Genomic DNA, 20703 nt, shown 5'->3' with positions numbered 1-20703 from the left:
CCCCCGCCAGAGCGGGGGAAGTGGCGAGCGCAGCGAGCCGATAGGGGCGTTCATGCAACAGCCCCATTGTATTGCGTATTACTGTACGCTCGTAAAGATATCCTTGAACTTGTCGAGCCATGCCTTCTTGTTCTTCTCGACCACCTGCTCCTCATCGTCGATGATCTTGATCTGATCCTTCGGCAGGAGTCCGACCGGCGCATCCACGTCGTCACGCACGGAGCGGCGGTGGAGCTGTGCCGTAATGATGCTCTGCGCCTCCTTGCTCGTGATGAAGTCGATGAACTTCTTCGCGTTCGCCATGTGCTTTGCATTCTTGATGATGTAGATACCGTCGGGCTTTGAGATGACGCCTTCCTTCATGTAGACGAGCTTCACGGGTGCGCCGTCCGCGACGTACTTCGCACCGCCCTCTTCAAACGTAAGACCCACGGCATACTCACCATCCGCAACGCCCTTGTAGACCGCAGACGAGCCGGAGAGCAGCTTGCCGTCGAGGTTGCGGCAGAACTTTTCCACATAGTCCCACCCCTTGTCGGGATCGCCGTTGCCCATTGCATAGAGCATGTTGATGAGGTGCTCGTAGGACGAGGAGGACTTCGACGGATCGGCAAATGCGATCTTTCCCTTGAGTGCAGGGTTCAGGAGATCCTCATAGCCCTCGACCTTCACATCGCCGAGGAGATTCGTATTGATCATGATGACGCTCGGGATGTCCGTGAAGCGCGTCATCGGTCCCTCGGTGTTCTTGAACGCTGCCTGAATGTGATCCTCGTTCACCGAGGTATAGTTCTCGAAGAGATCCGCCTTCGGCTTCATTGTGTTCAGCGAGCCGCCCCAGAAGATATCGCCGAGCGGGTTTGCCTTCTCGGACTCAACGCGCTTTAAGAGTTCGCCCGTGCCCGCCGCGATGACTTCGACCTTCACGCCACTCTGCTTCTCAAACTCCTCGACGAGGGGATTGATGAACGCCAACGGGTGCGGGCAGTAGATGACGAGCGAATTGTCGTCCGCTGCCGCCTGTTTTTCTCCCCCGCCGCAGCCGCTGAGGGCGCCGCCCAGCATCAGCGATGCGGCAAGGACGGCAAACATTTTCTTGAGTTTCATGAAAAGACCTCCTTTGAACAAAAAGACATCTATGCAAAAGGCATTTGCCTGAGAACACCTCGTCTACAATGTGACATCCTTGCTCCCCGACACGCGGAAGAAGATCACCATCGCGACGATCGTCGTGAGCGTGAGGATGGTCGAGAGTGCCGCCGCAGTGCCGTAGCTCGCGCGGATGACCTCGGTGTAGATCGCAACCGACATCGTCTTCGTTGCCCCCGTGAAGAGGATGACCGAGGAACTGAGTTCGTTGATCGCCGTGATCCACGAGAGGATCGCCCCACTCATGACACCGGGCAGCATCATGATCGCCGTCACCTTAAAGAAGGTCTTGAGGGGTGATGCGCCAAGACTGATCGACGCCTCCTCGATGCTCGGACTGATCTGGTAGAGGATCGCCGAGCTCGAGCGCAGCGTGTAGGGCAGACGCCGAATGACAAGCGAGATAATGATGATGAGCGCCGTTCCCGAAAGGAGGATCGGCTCATCATTGAACGCGAGCAGGAGCGTGATGCCAAGCACCGAACCGGGAATAATATACGGAAACATCGTGAGCGTGTCAATGATGTCCGTGAGCACGCTCTTGCGCCGTGTCGTGAGATATGCAACCGTCATGCCAAGGAAGACGATGGCGAGGATCGCAGCCGTACTGTAAAGGTAGGTGTTCGAAATCGCCGTACCGAGGCTGCTGAATATCGTCGTATAGCTATCGAGTGAATAGCCGCCCGTAAAGACCGCGCCGCGTGTTTCAAGAAACGATGTGTAGATAACGACGAGCTGCGGAATCATCGAGAGTGCAACGAGCAGGTAGATCAGGACGTGCATGAGTGTGTTCCCCGCGCCCTTCATCTCCTTCATCTCGATGGGACGCAGCGAGCTCATCGTAAAGGATTTGCGGCTCACAACGTATTTTTGCAGCAGGAAGATCGTCGAGGTGATGACGACCATGATCGCTGCCATCGCCGCCGCAAAGTTCGCCTGATCACCGACCTCATTGATGAACTCCGAGTAGATCATGACCGGCATGACGTTGAAGCCTTCGCCGATCAGCATCGGCGTGCCGAAGTCCGCCATCGCGTTCATAAAGACCATAAGCGCGCCCGCGAGAATCGTCGGCGTGATGAGCGGCACAATGACCGTCACCACCTTGCGGACACCGCTGCACCCGAGGCTTTCCGCCGCCTCGATCAGCGCCGCGTCGATGTTCTTCATCGCGCCTGCCGCATAGAGGTAGATGAATGGATAGAGCTTGAGCGTCAGGACGAGCAGGATGCCCGTGAACCCGTAAATTGACGGGAACTCATACTGAAACGTATTTTGAAGCCACTGCGTCAGGATGCCGCTGCGTCCGCCGATGAGGATCCACGAGTACGCGCCGATAAACGGCGGCGAGAGGAGCGAGATGATAATGCAGATCTCAAGTGCGCTCTTCCCACGCACACGATAGAGCGTCATGAAGTATGCGAGCGCCGTGCCGATCACGATTGCGAGCACGGTCACGCATGCCGTCACGCTGAAGCTGTTGATCATCGACTGGTAGTAGTATTTCCGCTCAAAGAAATGCGTGAAATGCGAGAGTGTGAACTCCCCCGTCACGGCATCCTGAAATGCCGAGGCAAAGAGCGAAAAGAGCGGATAGATGAGAAAGAGTCCGAAGACCGCAATGGAGAGAAGCGTGACGCCCGTCCAGAAATCCCAGCGCAGATTCTTACTCATAGCGCACCACATCCTTCAGGATATTACGCGAACCATCTGCCGTGAAGATATTCACCTTCCATACGTTCGGGCGTAGATGCACTGTGTCCCCGACCTCAAGATGCTGCGTCGCATGACCGAGATCCTGTGAGAACTCGAGCGACGCCTGATGCGGCAGAATCATTTCCTCATCGAAGTCGAGACTGTAGTTGATGTATTTGCCGAGGAAGACCTTCGTCTTCACCTTGCACGGCAGACCGTCGTCCTGAATCGAAAGCTCCTCGGGACGCACGGAGATCACGACCTCCATGCCGTCCTCCGCCTCCTCGCCAAGGTTCGCCATCATCATTTCATAGCCGTTTCGGAAGACGACAGCCGCCTCTCCGCCCGATTTTTTCACGCAGCCGTAGAAAAGGTTCGAGTGTCCGATAAATGTCGAAACAAAGATATTCCACGGACGTTCGTAGATCGTCTGCGGCTGCGCCGTCTGCTGGATCTCGCCCTTGTTCATGACTGCGATGCGGTCGGAGATCGAGAGCGCCTCCTCCTGATCGTGGGTAACATAGACCGTTGTGATGCCGACCTTCTTCTGCACCTCGCGGATCGCGGAGCGCATCTCGATGCGCAGTTTCGCGTCGAGGTTCGAGAGAGGTTCGTCCATCAGCAGCACACTCGGATGAATGACAATCGCACGCGCGAGTGCGACGCGCTGCTGCTGACCGCCCGAGAGGCGTTCGGGCAGACGATCCTGATAGTCCGTGATCTGCACCACATCGAGAATGCGGTCAACCTTCTCCTTCATCTCCGCCTTCGGCACATTGCGCAGCTTCAATCCATACTCCACATTCTGCCGCACCGTCAGATGCGGGAAGATCGCGTAGCTCTGGAACACCATGCCGATGTTCCGCTTGTGCGCGGGGATGTCATTGATCCGCTGCTCGTTGAAGAGGATGTCGCCCCCCTCAATGCTGTTGAATCCCGCGATCATGCGCAGGAGCGTCGTCTTGCCGCAGCCCGACGGTCCGAGCAGGGTAAAGAACTCACCGTTGCGGATATTCTCCGTCAGCCCCGGAATGATCGTGAGATCGCCGTACTTCTTCACGGCATTCTCGATGTGAATCGCTACGCTCATATGATCCCCTCCAAAGTCCATCTATTTCGGATAGCATCGAATCCTTTCGCACTATATTCGTCTGATTATTTATAGTATACGAAAAGAAACAGCAAAAGAATATCCACAAATCTATAAAATTATCCGAAAAACTGAACTGTGGAGGAAATAAAAAGACTGTTGTACGAAACATTTCAGGTTCATACAACAGTCTCAGTCTTTCGTTGTTCTCTGCACCCTTCGGGCTTGCTTCTCAGACAGGTCAGTAAGTGGCGAACGCAGGGAGCCGATGGGGGCACCCCATATCACAGGATCGCTTCTGCCGCCGCCATCACGCCGAGTGCGGCGTGCTCGAAGGTCAGCCCGCCCTGCAGGTAGATGCAGTACGGTTCACGCATGGGGCCATCTGCACTCAGCTCGATCGATGCGCCCTGCACGAACGTCCCCGCCGCCATGATAATCTGATCGGCATAGCCCGGCATATCCCACGGCTCGGGCGCGGCGAACGCATCCACAGGCGACATCGCCTGTATCGCGCGTGCGAACGCCTTCATGCGCTCCGCATCCCCGAGCACAATCGCCTGTATGATATCGCTGCGCGCATCCGTAAAGCGCGGGAATGTATGACATCCCAGCCCCTCGAAGATGCCTGCGGCGAACACCGCGCCCTTGAGTGCCTGTGCGACCACATGCGGCGCGAGGAAGAGCCCCTGAAAGAGCAGACGGTTCGAGATGAGGCTCGCGCCGAGCTCATCCCCCATCCCCGGCGCCGTCAGGCGATAGGACGCCATCTCCACGAGGTCGCTGCGTCCCGCGATGTAGCCGCCCGTCGGTGCAAGTCCGCCGCCCGGGTTCTTGATGAGCGAGCCCGCCATAATATCGACTGTGGGGATTTCCGTTGGCTCGACGATATCCACAAACTCGCCGTAGCAGTTGTCCACAAATACAACACAGCTTGGATTCGCCGCCTTGATGCGCGCGCTGACCGCACGGATGTCCTCGATACTGAGAGGCTCACGCTCACTGTATCCGCGCGAGCGCTGAACGAGCGCCACCTTTGTCCGTGCCGTCACGATGCGGTCGATGCCCGCCAGATCAACGCGCCCGTCCTGCATGGGCAGCTCATCGTAGAGCACGCCGAACTCCTTGAGTGAGCCGACGCTCTCGTGCGCCCAGCCGATGACCGTCTGCATCGTATCGTAGGGCGCTCCCATAATCGAGACAAGCCGATCGCCGGGACGTAGGATGCCGAACAGCACCGTTGCAAGCGCATGCGTCCCCGAAACGAACTGCGTCCGCACGAGTGCACGCTCCGCACCAAAGACACGCGCATAGAGCTCATCCAGCTTCTCACGTCCGAGATCGCTGTATGCATAGCCGGCGCTTACACCGAAGTGCGCATCCGAGACGCGGCATTCCCGCATCGCGTCCAAGACCTTCTTCGTGTTGATCTCAGCGGCTTCGTCCATACACGCAAACATCCCGCGCGCACGCTCAATTACAGACGCGCGCAACACGCCTAACTCATCGCTCTGCAAATCTTACGCCCTTTCCTGTTCGACATTCTTTTCCAACTCCGACTGCTCGCGCGCCGTGCGCAGATAGCGCACGAGATGCAGTTTCAGTCGCTGTTCCAGCTCCTCAAGATCCGCCGCATCAAACGAATAGCTCACATACGGCATATGGTTCACATGATACTCACCAAAAAATTCATTGCGATAACAGTTGTAGTAAATGCCAACGTCATTGCCCCGCGCAAAGTCCACATAGTCAATGATGAGAAAGGAGCCGTTTGTCAGCTCCGCAGGTGCGGCTGGACGAACAAAGAGTTCAAACCCCTCCAATGCCTCCGCCAGTTCCTGCCCGTACGCCCATGCTTCAAGACTCTCGCGCACCGGCAGGAGTTCCTGTGTTGCCAGCGCATCCACGTGCAGCTCTGTCATCACGCGCGGCAGGTTGCGTGTCAGCTCCTTGCCAAACGTTGCTATGTCCCCATAGATAAAGGACGGCAGGGCAAAGCTCACCACACCGATTTCAACACGCAGTTTGTACGATGTCGTCGGTGCATCGTAGAAACCGATGACGGCACGGTGCTCTGCCGCATGATCGTAGCGAAAGAAATCATACTGCGCCTCGTTCACGTGCCGCCCCTTTGAGAGGACAAAGCCCTCAATTTCGGCGGGAAGTTCGTCAAGCACCGTCCACTGGGCAAGCGCCTCGTCAATTTTCTCTGTAAAATCCTCAGCCATCGCCGTTTACTTACCCGTGCGCCCGCGCTTCGTCATCGGAATCCCCTTCGCACAGAGCGGACATGTCTCCGGCGTATAGGTTTCCACATTCATTGTGAGAAGCGCCGCACAGGGCACGTCACCGAATGTCGCCTTGCCTCCGCTGCGGTCAACAAGCATGGAGACCGCCACGGGGACAGCACCCGCCGCCTTGACGACATCGATCACTTCCTTGATCGATCCGCCCGTTGTCACAATGTCCTCGACGATGAGTACGCGCTCCCCCTCATGCAGCGAGAAGCCGCGCCGGAATGTCATTTTTCCATCCACACGCTCGGTGAAAATCGCGCGCGTCCCGAGTGCCTTGCCCGTCTCATGCGCGAGTAGGATGCCGCCCGTCACGGGACCGACCACCGTTTCGATCTCCGCGTCTTTGAACTTCTCCGCCATTGCCTCACAGAGCTGCTGCGTGTATTTCGGATGCTGGAGCACATTGAACTTCTCTACATAATGTGGGCTGTGCAGCCCCGATGTCAGCAAAAAATGACCGTCCATAATCGCACCCGTCTGAACGAGCAGTGCACGCACTTCCTCCTGCGTCATCATACGCTCTCCATCTCCTTCAAAACGTCCTCTGCCGCTGTACGCGGATCGGCTGCCGCATAGATCGCACGCCCCACGACAAGCTGTGATGCTCCCGCACGGATCGCCCCCGCCGGTGTCATCACGCGTCGCTGATCGTCATTGCTGACACCCGCAGGACGGATGCCCGGCGTCACGATGAGGAAATCCTCGCCGCACACACGGCGAATCTCCGCCGTCTCCGCAGGCGACGCCACCACGCCGTCGAGCCCCGCCTCCTGCGCGAGCCTTGCACGCCGCAGGACGGCATCCGCAATCGTGCCCGTATGTCCGAGTCCCGCCCAGTCGTCCGCGTCCATGCTCGTGAGCACCGTCACACCGATCAGCTTCGGACAGGGAATGCCCTCCGCCTCTGCCGCGCTGTGCAGTGCCTCGCTTGCCGTCTTCATCATGCGCAGGCCGCCCGCCGTATGGACATTCAGGATGTCGGGGCGCAGACGTAGCAGTGAACACAATCCATTTCCGACCGTATTCGGAATATCGTGGAGCTTGAGATCGAGAAACACCTTTTTCTCCCGCTCCTTCAGCCATGTGACGATACCTCCGCCAAGCGCATAGAAGAGCTCCATGCCCACCTTGTAGTAACTGACGCTGTCACCAAGACGCGCGACAAGCTGCTCTGCCGACGTACGCGTCGGCACATCGAGCGCCGCAATCAACCGATCATCTGCCACAATCTCACTCCTCTATGATGCGCAACCGCGCATCTCCGCAGCCGCATTGTTCCCGTACAAGGCGCACCGAAAGTCCCGTCGGGTAGCGCAGGACAGGCGCGGCCTCTGCCGTGATCGTCGAGAGCACAAGTTCGCCGCGTGCACCGTCCTCGCGTGAAACTTTCCCCGTCCCATCCACAACCTCGGCAAAGAACAGCCGCTCCTCGAGATGAACCCCATCATCCGCAGAACAACTGCACCCGATGAGCGCCCCCATTTCGGCAAGTGTAAAGATATGCGCAAAACGCGCGCTCATACGTTCTGCCACGACGCGTGAAGATGTCTGCGGTGCAATGTGATTTCCGACGGTAATCAGGCGATTCACACACAGATCACGCAACGTTTCTGCAAGCATGGGCAGCGCGTGCTCCCATGCGATCACGATGTCCGGGACTGCCGCACGCACGATCTGTGCCGCCGTGTCGGAGTCCCTGCACGGCAGGACTGCTGCACCGATGGTATCGAGCGCATATTGCAGATCGAGCATACGGCTGTCCGTAAAAGTCCCCGCAAGGAGCACCACGCTCGCACGGTTCACCCCACATGCAGAAAGCATCGACACAACTGTCTGAACCTGCCGCGCGATATCCCCCTGCGTATAGCAGTGGATCCTTCCGCACTCCGCGTCATCGCGCAGGATACTCATGCGCAGGATGCCCGAAAGCGGCAGTGTGAGCATGAAAAAAGGGGCATCCGCCCCCTCTTTCGCTGCACTCTCCCAATATGGCAGATGCGCCATCTCCGCAAATGACGAAATATCAGCGGCATGGATTCCCGCACGTTCAAACGCCGCACGGCAGAACGCCGACTTTTCTTCCGCCCATTTGATCTGGCGCAGGAGCAGCGAGAGACGTGCTTCCTCCGTGAGTACTGTCCCCGTCATGACTCAAGCGGCCTCTGATAGAAGAACGGCTGGAAGCTCGTATAGCCCATTTTGCGGAAGTTCAGAATCGACTCCGTCGCGCCGACAAAGAGAATGCCGCCGGGTTTGAGCGCCTCAAAGAAATGGCGATAAAGCTGATCCTTTGCCTCGTCCGTGAAGTAGATGACAACGTTGCGGCAGAGAATCAGGTCAAATCCCGTTTCGAACTTATCCTGCAGGAGATTGTGCCGCTTGAACTCGATCATGTTCTTAATCTCGGACTTCACGGCAAAATGATCGTTCTCCTCGTCAAAGTACCTGCGGCGGCGCTCAGGCGCCATGCACTTGATCTCATCCGCCGTGTAGACGCCGCGCTTCGCCTTTGCCAGAATCTCGACATCGAGATCGGATGCAAGGATGCGGTGGCGCGTCCCCGGCGTCATCTCCTTCATGATGATCGCAAGCGAATACGGCTCTGCCCCGATGGAGCAGCCTGCACTCCATATATTGAGCTTTGAGGAACGCTTCAGGAGATCGGGGATGACAGCTGTCTCAAGCTTGCTGAACTTCTCCGGCGTGCGGAAGAACTCCGATACATTGATTGTCAGATACTCAATGAACGCCGCAAAATCGTCCTTGTTCTCACAGACATGATCGAAATACTCGACGTAGCCCTTATACCCCGCACGCGTAATCAGATTGTTGATCCGCCGCTTCATCTGCGGCTCCTTATAGAGGTCGAGATCAATCTCCGTCTTTGCCTTCAGCTTCTTCTTAAACTGCTCCCAATCGCGGTCTTCTGCCATATATTATCCTCCCAAACACATTTCCCTACGGCGATGTCTCACTGGATCGTAAAGACCCGACAGGATTTCTTTACCGCGAGTTTCGGCAGGATCACATGCAAAATCCCCGCCTCATAGGACACGGACACCTCTGCCTCATCCACATCGTCAATGAGGAAGGAGCGCTCGAATACACCCGCCTTGCGCTCATGGCAGAGATACTTTGTTTCGGACTCCTCCGGCACGATACGCTCTGCCTTGATTTTGAGGCGCCCGTCCTCGTTGTACGAAACCTCAATGGCATCCTTCGTGAATCCGGGCAGCTCCGCAAACAGCTCATAGCAGTTTTCACAGTCGATCACATCGACGCGGAACGGGAAGAGCATCCCCCCCACCTTGTCGAATGGGTTAAACGAATGCTCCATTACGGTTTCAAGCGCTTTCCCGAGCATCTCCTGCCCCTTCTCGGCATTTTCTCTCAGATTGAACGGCAATGGACGAAACATAGCGACCACCTCCAACGCTCACAGTTATTATCTACGTTTTTATTATAGCAATAAAGGGCATTCTTTTCAATACACACAAGAAGAAGGAACTGCTGTACAAAGCTTTCACTTCGTACAGCAGCCCCTTAACATAGATTCAATTCATGAGAATACCCATCTCACATGTGCACAGCCGGTGTAACCCTGACGCTTGCCCTGCCAGCCCGTGAAGCGCGGGTCATACGAGAAGCGGATGTCCTTCGGTGCGAGAATTTTTCTGCTATTTGCGTCAAATAAAAAGGTGCTGTTGTACGAAACGAAAAACTTCGTACAACAACACCTTTTCGATTGCTAAGGAAGGAAATTACTTCAGCGCATCGCCGAGCTGTGCATTGACCGCGCGTGCTGCCTCTACGCTCTCTTCGAACTTCGCCTTCTCCTCGCCCTCGAGCTTCACATCGACAACCTTCTCGAAGCCGCCCTTGCCGAGCACGATGGGAACGCCGACGCAAAGTTCCTTCTCGCCATACTCACCCTCAAGGTAAACACAGCACGGAATAACCTTCTTTGCATCGAGGGCAATCGCTTCAACGAGCGTTGCCGCGGATGCACCCGGTGCATACCACGCGGACGTGCCGAGAAGTCCCGTCAGCGTTGCACCGCCGACCTTCGTCTTCTGAACGACATCGGCGAGCACTTCCTTCGAGAGAAGCTGCGTGACAGGGATGCCGCGGAGCGTTGCAATGCTGACGAGAGGAACCATCGTCTTGTCATTGTGTCCGCCGATAACCATGCCGTCGACATCGGACGGGGTTGCGGGATGTCCTGCAGCATTGAGCGCCTCGGAGAGATAATAACGGAAACGGCTGCTGTCGAGCATACCGCCCATGCCGATGACGCGATTGCGCGGCAGTCCCGTGGACTTCAGGGCGAGATAGGTCATTGCATCCATCGGGTTGGAGATGATGATGAAGATCGCGTTCGGGGAATACTTGAGCGCCTGCTCCACCACGCTCTTGACGATCTTAGCGTTGACGCCGACCAGTTCCTCACGCGTCATGCCGGGCTTGCGCGGCAGACCGGAGGTGACGACGACAACGTCGGAGTCCGCCGTAGCAGCATAGTCGTTCGTGACGCCCTTGACTGTAGTGTCAAAGTTCAGAGCGTGCGAGCACTGCATCATGTCCATCGCCTTGCCCTCGGAAACGCCCTCTTTGATATCGATGAGGACGACTTCCTGCGCAAACTTCTTGAGCGCGACGACATTTGCTACGGTAGCGCCTACGTTACCTGCACCAACAACAGTTACCTTCATAAGTACTTCCTCCTTAAAAACTCTCGTGTCACCCATCCCTAGCAATAAGTGACATGATTCGGAACAGGGTATACCAATAGTTCTTAACTATGGAATCATTATAACATTCTCATTCAGAAAAATCAATTAGATTTTGGAGAATTGTTAAAACCTTCGTGGAAAAATATATCCTGTTTATCTGGCATGGATTTGCCCCCAACTATCGCGCACATATAAAAAACTCAGCCGATTATTTCCATCGACTGAGTTCGATTACAATATGGTGGCGGCACAGAGATTTGAACTCCGGACACTGCGGGTATGAACCGCATGCTCTAGCCAACTGAGCTATGCCGCCGGTGGTGGGCAGGGATGGATTCGAACCATCGTAATCCGAAGATGACAGATTTACAGTCTGTTGCCTTTAACCACTCGGCCACCTACCCATGAACCTCGACAAGTATATGCGATAACGCACCCACTTGTCAAGGTGATTCTCAAAATCTTTCCTGCTGCTCCGCCAACGGCTTCATTGTCGGGAAAAGCAGCACGTCACGAATCGACGGGCTGTCGGTCAGCAGCATGACGAGGCGGTCGACACCGATGCCGAGGCCGCCCGTCGGCGGGAGTCCGTACTCGAGTGCCGTGATGAAGTCGCGATCCATGATATGCGCTTCGGCGTCCCCCGCTTCACGCTGCTCAAGCTGATCGAGGAAACGCTGCTCCTGATCGATGGGATCGTTCAGCTCCGTAAAGCCGTTCGCAAGCTCGCGCCCGTAGACGAAGAACTCAAAGCGATCCGTGATGCGCGGATCGTCCGCGTTGCGCTTTGCAAGCGGCGAGATCTCGGTCGGATGCCCCGTGATAAAGGTGGGCTGCATGAGCGAGTCTTCGACCTTTGCTTCGAATGCAGCGTTGAGGATGCCGCCGATGCCGTGGCGCTCCTCAAACGGAACGCCGATCTCACGCGCCATTGCACGCGCCTCATCGACACTCTGACAGGAGAGGAAGTCCTTCCCCGTCGCCTCGCGCACGGCGTCATTCATGCTGATTGTGCGGACATTGTTCAAGTCGATATCAACGCCCTGATATGTGATCTTCGTCGTGCCGAGTACATCCTCGGCGGCCTGACGCACGATCCCTTCCGTGATCGCCATGAGATCGCGATGGTCGGCAAACGCCTGATAGATCTCGATGGAGGTAAACTCCGGATTGTGGCGCACGTCCATGCCCTCGTTGCGGAAGATGCGTCCCATCTCATAGACGCGATCGAGGCCTCCGACGATAAGTCGCTTGAGGCTGAGCTCCGTCGCAATACGAAGATAGAGATCGATATCGAGTGCGTTGTGATGGGTGATGAACGGACGCGCTGCAGCACCACCCGCGAGTGTCGAGAGCACAGGAGTCTCCACCTCGAGGAAGTCACGCTCGTCCAAATAGCGGCGGATGGACTGAATGATCTTCGTCCGCTTGCGGAAGGTCTCGCGCACCTCGAGATTTACCATGAGATCGAGATAGCGCTGACGATAGCGCATGTCTACATCCTTGAGTCCGTGGAACTTCTCGGGCAGCGGACGCAGCGACTTCGAAAGCAGATCGAAGTCCTCCACGCGCACGGTGATCTCTCCGCGCCGCGTCTTGAAGACAACGCCGCGAATCCCGATGATATCACCGATGTCAAGGCGCTTGAACTCTTCCTTGTACTTCTGCTCGCCGAGAACATCCTGCTTAAAGTATATTTGTATGTTCCCCGTGCGATCATTGAGTGTAGAGAAGGAAGCTTTGCCATGCCCACGTATTGCCATCAGTCGTCCGGCAATACGTACTTCTTCCCCTTCTTCATCCTCGGCAAGATAATCGTACTTCTCCTTCAGAGGTGCCGCATAGTCCGTCACCTCGAACCGATGTCCGAATGGTGCAACGCCCATGGAACGGAAAGCATCCATCTTTTCGCGGCGGACGCGCATCATCTCATTGAGATCCTGCTCCGGCGCATTCGCTGTAGTTTCTCTTTCTTCAGCCATCCCTGCTCCTTACTTCTTAATATCCATGATCTTGTACTGAATCAAGCCTGCCGGTGCATTGACATTGACCACATGGTTGATCTTCTGTCCAAGCAGCGCCATGCCGAGGGGGGACTCGTTCGAAATCTTTCCCTCATCCGGATCAGCCTCTGTGGAGCCGACGATGAGGAATGTCTCCTCCTCGTCGAATTCCATATCCTTCACCGTTACACGGCTGCCCATGGTGACGGTCTTGCCGTCCCCTGCCTTGATGATGTCGGAGTTGCGAATCTTCGTCTCGAGCTCCTGAATCTCGCCCTCGAGAAATGCCTGCTCATTCTTCGCGTCATCATACTCGGAGTTCTCGGAGAGGTCACCGAGTGCGATGGCTGCCTTGAGGCGTTCGGCAACCTCGATGCGGCGAACACTTTTGAGATGGTTGAGCTTTTCGACGAGCTTATTATAGCCGTCCTCGGTCAGCATGACCTTCTTCTCTGTCATGAAATAATCCCCTTTATTCTAATTCTGCCGCGTTGACCGCTCCGACCAGCGCAGCTGTTTCTGCATCTTCCTGTCCTGCCCGGATCAACGAAAGCCGTTTCTGACGGCACATCTTCTTGAACTGGCATTCCCTTTTCTGTGCTTCCTCTTTTGTTGCAAAACCTTCCACATAGGCAAGTCGAACAGGTCTGCGCCCACGCGTGTATTTGGCCCCGTTTCCCTCATTGTGTACACGGAGACGCCGCCTCAGATCGTTCGTCCATCCGGCATAAAGACTTCCGTCCGCACACAACAAAAGGTATGCGTAGTTCATTCCGCTGCGTCTTTGATGGTAATTTTCTCAATCACAACATCGTGTACGGGGCGATCACCGTAACCTGTCTTTGTATGACCGATATCGCGCACCACGTCCATGCCCTCGATGACCTTGCCAAAGACCGCATGATGGTTGTCCAGCCACGGGGTCGCTGCAAGCGTGATGAAGAACTGGCTGCCGCCCGTATTGGGTCCCGCATTCGCCATCGACAGGATGCCCTCATCATCGTGCTTTAATGAGGGATCGAACTCATCCGGAATCGTGTAGCCGGGACCTCCTGTCCCATTGCCTTTCGGATCGCCGCCCTGAATCATGAAGCCGTCGATGACACGATGGAAGATCAGCCCGTCATAGAAGCCCTTTTCCACGAGATCAATGAAGTTCTTTGTCGTGACAGGGGCCTTATCCTCGAAAAGTTCCACCTCGAAGGTTCCCTTGTTTGTCGTAAATACTGCAATGCGGTTTGCCACAGATCTGCTCTCTCCTTTGTTTTGATCCTGATCCAAAAGCATGTTGAATGACATCCCGGCACTTCCGCTGTGCGCCATAAATAATACGGCAATGACAGCAACTGTAATCCCGAGTGCCAGAAGATAAAATTTCTTCCTCATTCTACCGAAAGCCCTCCTATATTTCAACTTATATTTCAACTTATATTTCAAAAACTATGCCGTTCACCCGCACGAGTCGGCGACCATACGGGAATCTCACGACCTGCCTCGAAGAATCCCGCAGACGGCTGCCATGCAGGATAACCGACAGAGTGCATGGAAACGAGCGCCTTGGGATTCGTTTCCGCGCAGAACACCTTGGCACCGCGCTCCATCGAGGGACCGAGACGTCCGTCCACGGGAAAGAACGCAAGGTCGAAGGAGCGTCCCGCAAGACGCTTCATCTGCTTACGAAACGCATTTTCTGCGAGCTTCCGATTCTCTGCGGTATCCCCCGTCCAATCCCACCAATTAAAATCACCGGCATGGAAGATCTGCTTCCCGCTTATCTCTACGAGAAAGGATGTCCCCTCATCCGTCGAGGCAAAGGATTTGACCGCGATGCAGTCATCCTGCCACGCGTCATAGAGTCCGATCCAGCTCACCTGCTCCGCCGGCATGCGTGCGGCTCCCGGATTCGACCGTATATCCTCACTCAGAAGATAGCGCTGCGTCTTTTCGGCATAGCGTGCGATCATCGGATTGAAGTGGTCAAAGTGCGCATGAGAAGCAAAAAAATAGAGATGCGTATAATCTTCCCTGCTTACTGTCTGCGGGAGCACGCCTGCAGGGTCATCGAATGCGTCAAAGACAAGCAGAACGTCATCCACACGGACGAGAAATCCACTGTTCAGTAAATAAGTTACCTCCATATTGGTTCATCTCCTTTCCTTATCTTCATCTTCATCGTAATTGTCGTCCGACGCCGAGGCATCGTTCTGGTTGATACGCCCGAATCCGCGCCCCATGACCTCATTGGCGGACATGATGATCACAAAGGCATGGGGATCGACGTTGTGCACAATGAATTTCAGTTTACCGACCTGTGTCGTTCCAACGGCAACAAAGACAACATTTCGTTCACGGCGCGTGTATGCCCCTTGTCCATGCAAAAATGTAACACCACGATGCATTTGATCGATGATGCTCTCGGCAATCTCCTTGTATTTATCCGAGATGATGAGAACTGCCTTGCGGTGGTTGAAGCCTGCAACGACCTTATCCACCACCGTCGCATTGATGAACATATAGATGAGCGTGAACATCGCCGGCGCCATGCCGAACAGAAATGCCGCGATGAGCATGATAAGGCAGTTCATTGAGAAGAGCACGCCGCCCATATGCAGGTCGTAGTATTTCCGAACGATGGCAGCGAGAATATCAAAACCGCCCGTACTCCCGTTCATGCGGAAGACAAGCCCATAGCCGAGCCCCGCGAACACGCCGCCGTATACCGTCGTGAGCATCATATCGCTCACGGGTGCGTAGGCATTCAGCGGCCGCGTCAAATCGAGGAAGAAGGAGAAGATCGCCGTACCGATGATGATGTCGACGGTATATGCCTTCCCCATCAGACGCCATGCCATAAAGAGCAGCGGGATATTATAGATGAATGTCTGCAGACCGATGGGCAGCCCGAAGATATAATAGACGATCATTGCAATGCCAGTTGCACCACCTGTGAGGAGATGCGCCGGAACGAGGAAAAGGTTGATCGCACAGCTTGCAATGAGGCAGCCGAGCGTGATTCCGGCATAGCGCATGACGCGGTGTCCGAGCACGCGCATATGCAGATCATGCGTCATTTAACATAGCCTCCCAGCTGCACCTTGTCATTTTTCGGAAGATCAGACACATCAATCTCCTTGGACGCAATAAAGCCGCTTTTCAGATCAAGTTCGACAAAGGTTTCATCATCGGAAAGCGCCATCTCATCGGCTTCCTCATCCGTGAGCGGAAGCATGGTAATGCGTGCGGACTGCAATGCTCCGTGTTCCGTTTCCAGATTCAGAATAAGGTGCTCATGCGGGTGCTCTGGATGGGAGAACACATAGCAGGTATTGCCGTCGAGAAATTGACGCTCGGTTTTTCCGTACACCTTCGTGAGATAGCTACCCGTAGAGCCGTAGTGCACGTCCTTGCGCAGGCGATACTTCTCTCCAATCAGGTTGATATCCACGACTTTTCCGCTCGTGACCGAGGTCGATACGACAATATCTCCATAGGTAAACGTCCTCAGATGGATCCCCCAGATCACCTGCTCGTTCTGAACATCGGGCTCCCCCCATTTCGCGCGAAGATCTTTCTCGGAATCCCCAAGCGCAATGTTCTGATAGGAAAAGTCCTCGGGTGTGATCTTGCCTGCCGCCTCTCCATTTGCTGCGAACAGAAAGGGAAGAAGGCACAGGAGCATCAATGTGCCGTAAAGAAAATATCTCTGCATATTCTCCGCCCCGTTTCATTAACATTAAAAGGTAAAGTTTCCGTTCTCCATAATGACAACCGACTCACCAGACGGCTTTTGCCCAATGACCGTAAGGTCTGCTGTACCGATCATAAAATCCTCATGAACAAGAGAATGATTGACGCCGTGCTGACGTAGTTCATCCTCTGTCATATCTTCACCGTTCTCTATGCATGTCGGATATGCTTTCCCGAGTGCGAGATGACAGGAGGCGTTTTCATCGAAGAGTGTATTGTAGAAGAGGATGCCGCTCTTCGAGATCGGCGAGTCGTGCGGCACGAGCGCCGCTTCTCCGAGGAAGGAGGCGCCCTCATCCGTATGGAGCAGTTCCTTCAGATGCTCCTCCCCCTGCTGTGCCTTGTACTCCACAACTTTCCCCTCATGAAAACGGAGCGTGAAACCGCTGATCAGGTTGCCATTGTAGTGCAACGGCTTCGAAGCGACGACCGTACCGTTCACGCCGTCCCGCTTCGGCAGGGTATATACCTCCTCTGTCGGGAGATTTGCGGCAAATACCGTGCCCGCCGCCGACTTCTCCGCACCGCCCATCCAGATATGTCCCTTTGGCAGTTCGATGCGAAGATCTGTGCCCAATCCGTTTTGATAGTGCAGTTCCGAAAACGCATGCGCATTGAGAAATGCCGTAGTCTTTTGCAGGCGCGCGATGTGCGTCTGCCATGCCGCAATCGGATCCCCCTCTGCGGAAACCCGCACAGCACTCAGAATCTGTGCCCAAAGCTGCTCCACTGCTTCTGCTTCCGAACAGTTTGGAAACACCTTATGCGCCCATGCAGCTGTCGGTACAGAAACGACACACCACGTATTCTTGTTGCTCATCAGACGCGCGCGATAATCCATGAGCGCTTTTCCGGCTGCCTGATTCGCCTCCGTGAGCCGCTTCGGGTCGATGTCCGAATAGAGATCGGGATCCGACGCCGCGATCGAGATAAACGCTGCGCCCCGCGCGGCGTGATCGTCATAGAAGAGCTTTCGCCATGCAGGAAACTCTTTGAAGCGTTCGCTTGCCGCCTTTTGAAAGCGAATATGGGCAAACTCCTCGTCATTCCAGTTGACGGCGACATCATACGCCCCCGCATCATAGCCTTCCGATGTAAGTGCGTGCACGAAGTCCGCGCAGGTGATGGGGGCATGGATGACGAGGGGCTGATCCTTCTGCAGGTTGACGCCGACGCGAATCACAAGGGCGGCATATTTTTTGAGTAAATCCGTATTCATTTCATACCTCGGTCGTATCAAAGATCAGAGTTACGGGACCGTCATTGACAGAAAGCACCTGCATGTCCGCACCGAACTCCCCTCGTTCGACGTGCACATCGTGCGCCTCGAGCCGCGCCATGAATTCCTCGTACAGCGGAATCGCATGCTCCGGCTTTGCTGCCTTGGAGAATCCCGGCCGCCGTTTTTTGAGGTCGGCAAACAGAGTGAACTGCGAGATGACAAGCACTTCGCCATCGACCTCGGCAAGGGCGCGGTTCATCTTGCCCGCCTCATCGGAGAAGACGCGCAGGTGGACGATTTTCTCCGCAAGACGTGCAGCATCCTCTGCCGTATCCTCGGGCGCAATGCCCAGCAGGATAAGATAGCCGACCTTAATTTGACCGTGCATCTCGCCGTCGATCTCTACGGATGCTTCTTTGACTCGTGTGACTACGGCACGCAAGGAATCCCCTCTTTCTATCCAATATGCGCTATTATAACATGCTTCTCGGTCGATGTCTTTCTCAAGAGGAGAAAAAAGACGTAAGGAGGCGTGTGAGCGCGAACTGATCACGCGCCCCCATCGTCTCGCGTGCGGAGTGCATTCCGAGGATAGGTGCACCGATGTCCATTGTCCGCATGGGGAGCTGTGTGGAGAGAATCGAGCCGAGCGTCGCACCGCCCGCCGCGTCCGAGTGATTCGTAAAGACCTGATAGGGAATATCTGCGTTCTCACAGAGCCCCGCAACAACGGCAAACGCCTCCGGATCTCCGGCGTAGGACTGATTCGCGGCGACCTTGAGTACGGTACCGCTGCCAAGCACGGGTTGATTCGACGGGTCTGCCTTTTCGGGCGCATTCGGGTGCAGGGCATGGGCAACATCCACCGAAAGGCAGAAACCATCCATGATCTTTCCGAGATATTCGTCGCGTGCAATCCCCAGCCCGTGACAGATGCGCTCAAGCACCATGGCAAGTGCCGTCGAGCCCGCCCCCTGCTTTGTGCGGCTCCCAACCTCTTCGTTGTCAAAGAGCGCTGCGACGCGTATGCCGTCCCCGTTCCAGTCATGAAGGGCGTCAACGCACGCCTTGACCGAGGAGAGGTTATCGAGGCGCGGCGCCGAGAGGAACACATCGTCATAGCCCAAGAGACAGCCGCGCTCACAGGGATAGGCATTCAGATCATAGGAGAGGATGTCCTCTGCCGAAACGCCGAGTTCCTCGGAGAGCATTGTGCGCAGTCTGCGCTCGTCATCCTCATCGCCGCCCTCGCTCTGAAAGAAGAGCGGCAGCAGATCCTTCTGCGGCTTCAGCTCCACCCCCTCGTTCACCTTGCGGTTCATGTGAATGGCGAGATTCGGTACAATCATGAGCGGGCGGCGAAAATCCACAAGCCTCAGGTTTGGCGTGAAAGGATCCTCATCGCGCATGGCAACTGCCCCCGCAAGCGACAGCGGACGATCCATCCATGTATTGCGGATGAGCCCGCCGTACACCTCAATATTCAGCTTCCCATATCCATGTTCCTTGAGCACGGGATTCGGCTTGACACGCAGACACGGGAAATCCGTATGCGCGCAGGCAATACGCAGGGGACCTTTTGCTGCATTTTCTCCAATCGCAATGAGAATCGTCCCGGTGTTATAGAGCGAAAACGAATACATCTTCCCTGCCTCAATCCGCTCTTTTCCATCCATGGGGACAGGACAGAGGATTTCGTTGCTCCTCTCCACCACATGATAGGGCGATGCCGCGCGATCAATAAAGCCGATCAGCTCCTCGGCACAGCGTCTTTCCTCAGATGTCATACTTACCTCGCATTCATGTGTGGGAAGCTCGGCTCAGATATTTCCCATGCGTTCCCGTAAACAGAAAAAGACCCGCCCATCGGCTGGTCTTTACAGGTCGAGTAAATGGTCGGGATGACAGGATTCGAACCTGCGGCCTCATCGTCCCGAACGATGCGCTCTACCAAGCTGAGCCACATCCCGACAACGATATGTATTCTATCAACTTTCCACATAAAAAGCAAGTGTTATTTTCCAATGCATTCTATAAGGGCCGCACGCAGTTCCTCCTCCGAATGCACCTCGACGCTCGGATGAATCGCTGCCGTCTCCGGCGCTCTCCGATGACGATGGTTGAACCAGATCGACTGCCAGCCCGCCGCCTCTGCACCGACAATATCGAGATCAAAGGCATCTCCGACATAGAGCAGATGCTCCGGCGCGAGATTCAGACGACGCTCCATCTCGCGAAAGATGCGTACATCGGGCTTGCGGAACGGATAATCTCCTGAGACGATGATTTGCTTCTCCGGTATCCACGGATCAACGTGGAGAGAATGGAGCTTGTTGCGCTGATGGCGGGATTCCCCATTCGTAATGACTCCAATGGAAACGCATTTTCGCAGTTCATTCAAAAGTGCCTGCATAGCGGGAGAAAGATGAATCTGATACTGGAGCTCCATATAGATTCGTTGGAACTCCAACGCTTGCTCATCTGTCACCTCGATGCCGCAATCGCGCAACGTCATGCGCACACGATAGATGTAGAGATCGTTCATCGACATCTTCCCCGTCTGCGAGTCTTCAAACCGCTCATCGCTGTAGTGACGGAAGGCGAGAAAGAGCTCCTGCATCGGCAGGTTATTATGCTGTGCTCCATAGAATTTATGATAGGCGCCGACGAATGGCTGTGCCATATCATAGAGAGTGTCATCGACATCAAATACTACGCCGCGAATATCCATAAGCTCCCCATTTCATATACCTTGCTACTCCTATTA

The 20703-nt window shown here is 55.3% G+C and carries 22 protein-coding genes and 3 tRNA genes; all 25 read right to left on the bottom strand.

The window, feature by feature from the left end; translation table 11 throughout:
* Positions 1-78: 78 nt before the first annotated feature.
* Entirely contained in the window at positions 79-1107 is a 1029-nt protein-coding gene (locus tag HMPREF9081_RS06110; RefSeq protein ID WP_006306197.1) for an ABC transporter substrate-binding protein, read from the bottom strand.
* 63 nt (positions 1108-1170) lie between these two features.
* On the bottom strand, positions 1171-2823 hold the full coding sequence (locus tag HMPREF9081_RS06105; protein WP_006306196.1) for an ABC transporter permease: 1653 nt from the start codon (positions 2821-2823) through the stop codon (positions 1171-1173).
* Positions 2816-3934 (bottom strand): ABC transporter ATP-binding protein, encoded by a 1119-nt coding sequence (locus HMPREF9081_RS06100; protein WP_006306195.1) that lies wholly within the window; start codon positions 3932-3934, stop codon positions 2816-2818. The genes HMPREF9081_RS06105 and HMPREF9081_RS06100 overlap by 8 nt, the downstream gene beginning before the upstream one ends.
* A 284-nt stretch (positions 3935-4218) precedes the next feature.
* Positions 4219-5451, bottom strand: coding sequence for a methionine gamma-lyase family protein (locus tag HMPREF9081_RS06095; protein ID WP_006306194.1), 1233 nt, complete (start codon positions 5449-5451; stop codon positions 4219-4221).
* A 3-nt stretch (positions 5452-5454) separates the two neighbouring features.
* Positions 5455-6162 carry a hypothetical protein gene (locus HMPREF9081_RS06090; protein WP_006306193.1) on the bottom strand — a complete coding sequence of 236 codons (708 nt, stop codon included), beginning with the start codon at positions 6160-6162 and terminating at the stop codon, positions 5455-5457.
* 6 nt (positions 6163-6168) lie between these two features.
* A complete protein-coding gene (gene pyrE / locus HMPREF9081_RS06085) occupies positions 6169-6744 on the bottom strand; it encodes an orotate phosphoribosyltransferase (RefSeq protein ID WP_040395512.1) in 576 nt (191 codons plus the stop codon).
* Positions 6744-7457, bottom strand: coding sequence for an orotidine-5'-phosphate decarboxylase (gene pyrF, locus HMPREF9081_RS06080; protein WP_006306191.1), 714 nt, complete (start codon positions 7455-7457; stop codon positions 6744-6746). Before pyrF ends, pyrE begins: the two co-directional genes overlap by 1 nt.
* A 4-nt stretch (positions 7458-7461) precedes the next feature.
* Positions 7462-8379, bottom strand: a complete 918-nt coding sequence (locus HMPREF9081_RS06075; protein WP_006306190.1) for a phenylacetate--CoA ligase family protein — start codon at positions 8377-8379, stop codon at positions 7462-7464.
* Positions 8376-9164, bottom strand: a complete 789-nt coding sequence (locus tag HMPREF9081_RS06070; RefSeq protein ID WP_006306189.1) for a CheR family methyltransferase — start codon at positions 9162-9164, stop codon at positions 8376-8378. The genes HMPREF9081_RS06075 and HMPREF9081_RS06070 overlap by 4 nt, the downstream gene beginning before the upstream one ends.
* Positions 9165-9202: 38 nt before the next feature.
* Positions 9203-9649: an Hsp20 family protein gene (locus tag HMPREF9081_RS06065; RefSeq protein WP_006306188.1), complete on the bottom strand. Its 447-nt coding sequence runs from the start codon at positions 9647-9649 to the stop codon at positions 9203-9205.
* Between the two features lie 343 nt (positions 9650-9992).
* On the bottom strand, positions 9993-10943 hold the full coding sequence (locus tag HMPREF9081_RS06060) for a malate dehydrogenase (RefSeq protein ID WP_040394667.1): 951 nt from the start codon (positions 10941-10943) through the stop codon (positions 9993-9995).
* A 260-nt stretch (positions 10944-11203) separates the two neighbouring features.
* A tRNA-Met gene (locus HMPREF9081_RS06055) sits at positions 11204-11280 on the bottom strand.
* Positions 11281-11282: 2 nt separating this feature from the next.
* Positions 11283-11368, bottom strand: a tRNA-Tyr gene (locus HMPREF9081_RS06050).
* 51 nt (positions 11369-11419) lie between these two features.
* Positions 11420-12946 (bottom strand): lysine--tRNA ligase, encoded by a 1527-nt coding sequence (gene lysS / locus HMPREF9081_RS06045; RefSeq protein WP_006306186.1) that lies wholly within the window; start codon positions 12944-12946, stop codon positions 11420-11422.
* 9 nt (positions 12947-12955) lie between these two features.
* Positions 12956-13426: a transcription elongation factor GreA gene (greA, locus tag HMPREF9081_RS06040; protein ID WP_006306185.1), complete on the bottom strand. Its 471-nt coding sequence runs from the start codon at positions 13424-13426 to the stop codon at positions 12956-12958.
* A 13-nt stretch (positions 13427-13439) separates the two neighbouring features.
* Entirely contained in the window at positions 13440-13739 is a 300-nt protein-coding gene (locus HMPREF9081_RS06035; RefSeq protein ID WP_006306184.1) for a GIY-YIG nuclease family protein, read from the bottom strand.
* Positions 13736-14353: a peptidylprolyl isomerase gene (locus HMPREF9081_RS06030; RefSeq protein ID WP_040394663.1), complete on the bottom strand. Its 618-nt coding sequence runs from the start codon at positions 14351-14353 to the stop codon at positions 13736-13738. Before HMPREF9081_RS06030 ends, HMPREF9081_RS06035 begins: the two co-directional genes overlap by 4 nt.
* Positions 14354-14400: 47 nt before the next feature.
* Positions 14401-15105 (bottom strand): MBL fold metallo-hydrolase, encoded by a 705-nt coding sequence (locus tag HMPREF9081_RS06025; RefSeq protein ID WP_006306182.1) that lies wholly within the window; start codon positions 15103-15105, stop codon positions 14401-14403.
* A 6-nt stretch (positions 15106-15111) separates the two neighbouring features.
* Positions 15112-16038, bottom strand: a complete 927-nt coding sequence (locus HMPREF9081_RS06020; RefSeq protein ID WP_006306181.1) for a YitT family protein — start codon at positions 16036-16038, stop codon at positions 15112-15114.
* Positions 16035-16676, bottom strand: coding sequence for a hypothetical protein (locus HMPREF9081_RS06015; protein ID WP_006306180.1), 642 nt, complete (start codon positions 16674-16676; stop codon positions 16035-16037). The genes HMPREF9081_RS06020 and HMPREF9081_RS06015 overlap by 4 nt, the downstream gene beginning before the upstream one ends.
* A gap of 24 nt (positions 16677-16700) precedes the next feature.
* Positions 16701-17933: an aminopeptidase gene (locus tag HMPREF9081_RS06010; protein ID WP_006306179.1), complete on the bottom strand. Its 1233-nt coding sequence runs from the start codon at positions 17931-17933 to the stop codon at positions 16701-16703.
* A gap of 1 nt (position 17934) precedes the next feature.
* Complete coding sequence (gene dtd, locus HMPREF9081_RS06005; protein ID WP_006306178.1) at positions 17935-18378, bottom strand: D-aminoacyl-tRNA deacylase; 444 nt, start codon at positions 18376-18378, stop codon at positions 17935-17937.
* Between the two features lie 61 nt (positions 18379-18439).
* A complete protein-coding gene (locus tag HMPREF9081_RS06000) occupies positions 18440-19723 on the bottom strand; it encodes a M18 family aminopeptidase (RefSeq protein WP_006306177.1) in 1284 nt (427 codons plus the stop codon).
* Between the two features lie 106 nt (positions 19724-19829).
* Positions 19830-19906, bottom strand: a tRNA-Pro gene (locus HMPREF9081_RS05995).
* Between the two features lie 44 nt (positions 19907-19950).
* A complete protein-coding gene (locus tag HMPREF9081_RS05990; protein WP_006306176.1) occupies positions 19951-20667 on the bottom strand; it encodes an HAD family hydrolase in 717 nt (238 codons plus the stop codon).
* Between the last annotated feature and the right edge of the window lie 36 nt (positions 20668-20703).

The organism is Centipeda periodontii DSM 2778 (assembly GCF_000213975.1).
GTDB lineage: Bacteria > Bacillota > Negativicutes > Selenomonadales > Selenomonadaceae > Centipeda > Centipeda periodontii.
This window is presented reverse-complemented; position numbering and strand designations above follow the sequence as displayed.